Raw genomic sequence first — 2,350 nt, forward strand, 5'->3', positions numbered from 1 at the left:
ATGGTGGGGAAAGGAATGGCTTGCATCCCTGACTAAAATCGATAATGCCAACCGGATTCCCCGCGGAAAAACTTATGCCAATACCGGTAAGGTATTGGATCTTACTATTACTGAAAATGTTATTTCCGCAAAGGTTAAAGGTCACTATGCTTCATCCTACAGGATTACTATTACGGTTCCTCAGGTATCTGCCAATGACATGGAAAAACTGATGGATCTCATTATGACGAAGCCGAATATTATGGCTTCTCTGTCAAATAGAATACTTGATCCTGATCTTCTTGATATTGCTTCGTCTCTTGATATCAGTATATTCCCGAGACAGTGGCGAGATCTGGAAATGAATTGCAACTGTCCTGATTTTGCCGTGCCGTGCAAACATATTGCCGCTGTTATATACATGATGAGCATGGAGATTGACCGGGATCCCTTTGTACTTTTCAGAATGCGCGGTATAGATTTGCTCAAGGAACTTAAGAACCGCAAGATTAATCTGGATAGGGCTATGGAGGTCAGTGTTCCTAAATGGAACGAGATATCCGGATTTTCCGGCCATGATGATAAGCGACATGAATGTGAATCTGGACTGCCGACAGATGAAGAAACTGATGATGAAAACTGCAGCACCGGTTTCCTGGAGGATACTTCCGGAAACAGTGAGGAGGAAAACCGTCTTCTGAGTATGCTGGACAGGCTTTCCTTTGAACCGGTACCGAATCTTTTCGAAGATCTTATGAATCTGCTGCCGGAAAGTCCTGCTGGTTATGTTTTCGGGAATTTCAGAAGTAAATACGGCAAACTGCTTCAAAAAGCCGCTAAAAAAGCCAAAGCCGTATTAAAAAATACGGATATAGGCGAAGATGCTTTCAGGCATCTTCGTCCAGGAGTAAATGTTTTTCCGGAAATCACTGAGAAAAATGAAAACGTGGTTACGGCCGGCAGTCTGATTTCTAGTGATACCGTCAATAAAACGGTTTTAAAAAGATGGAGTAAAAAACGTCAAAGCTACGCTGATGAGTATGTAAATCCCGTTCAGAAAAAAGGCATGGATGCCGTTAATGCGGTCATGGCATACACCGGTTGCGGTATTCTGGTAAATCACGATATCACTGACAGAGTATCCGGACTTCCAGGAATACCTGGTTCGGAAGTGATTAGCTCCTGCTATTCTACTGAGGAGGAAATCTGCCTCAGACTTTACTATATTGCCCTCAAGCTGGTGGTTTCAGGTGCGATTATTCCTCAGATTATAAGGTTTGAGCCGGAATACGGTCTGATGATTAAACAGTTAAGACTTATAAAAGATGAGTCTTCCGATGCTGTATCCTGCCGTTGGATTCCGGCACTGCTTTCTCCTGATGTCAGAGCTTTATGTACCAGGACCGGTAATATCCTGAAGGGCTTTTCCAGAAAAATTGTGGCCGTAGAGGGAGATGCGGAACCGTCAGCACTTTTTATCGGAACCACAGCCATCGGCTACTTTGTTTCGAATATCATTCAGGACACCTATTTTGATGAGTACGATAAAACCTACTCGGATGATATTGTATTTGATCTTCTTTTTGATACTCCCGGTGCCGCTATTGCCTATAACGGTCTGCTTCCTGAATACACCAGTTTGGAAAAATGGCTGGTTTCCTTCCATCTGCTTGACGGGGATATGGTTCCGCTTATTTCGATTACTGAATCTTCTGCCGGTGAAAACACGGCGGAGCACGGCTCTGCCAAAGCCGAAGGGACATCAGCCGAAATGGCGGATGATGCGGTAAATGTTTATTTTTCTCTGAGTTTAAGTTCCAAAAGTCATGGAAATGAGGCTGTTCCTCTTGCCAGAGTGCTGGCGAACCCAGCCGATCCATGTTATTTTGATGTTCTGAAGCTTTCCGGAAAGCTAACATTCTGCTGTCCTGCACTGAATACTCTGCTTAATACCGGTAAGGATAGAATAAAACTTTCCATAAAGGAGCTGGAAGAACTTCTTATCAGCTCTCTTCCTCTTTTAAAGATCATCGGCTGCCGGATTGTCATGCCGAAAAGCATGCAGAAGCTTCTTAAACCGGCAGTGAAGATGAAGATCTCCTCGTCAGGGATGCCGGGTGGAAGCTTAAGCTTTATCAATCTTAAAAAGATACTGTCCTATGACTGGGAGTATACGGCAGGGGATCTGGAGCTTTCACCGGACGATTTTGCCGGGCTTGTCGACAATGCCGAAAAACTTGTTCGTTTCAAGGGGCGGTACCTTTATTTTACCGCTGATGATGTTAAGAATCTCCTTAAGCAGAAGAAACAGACGGAAAAGGCTGTTTCCGGCAATGCACTGGTGCTGGCCGCCATTACCGGAAGTTTTTCC

At 44.3% G+C, this 2,350-nt stretch carries 1 protein-coding gene; it reads left to right on the forward strand.

Annotated elements, in window-relative coordinates:
• Positions 1 to 2,350, forward strand: a 2,350-nt coding sequence (locus ACJROR_RS10845) for an SNF2 helicase-associated domain-containing protein (RefSeq protein ID WP_406547070.1), incomplete at both ends; no start/stop codon positions are given.

Source organism: Succinimonas sp. (assembly GCF_045225735.1).
Classification (GTDB): Bacteria; Pseudomonadota; Gammaproteobacteria; order Enterobacterales; family Succinivibrionaceae; genus Succinimonas.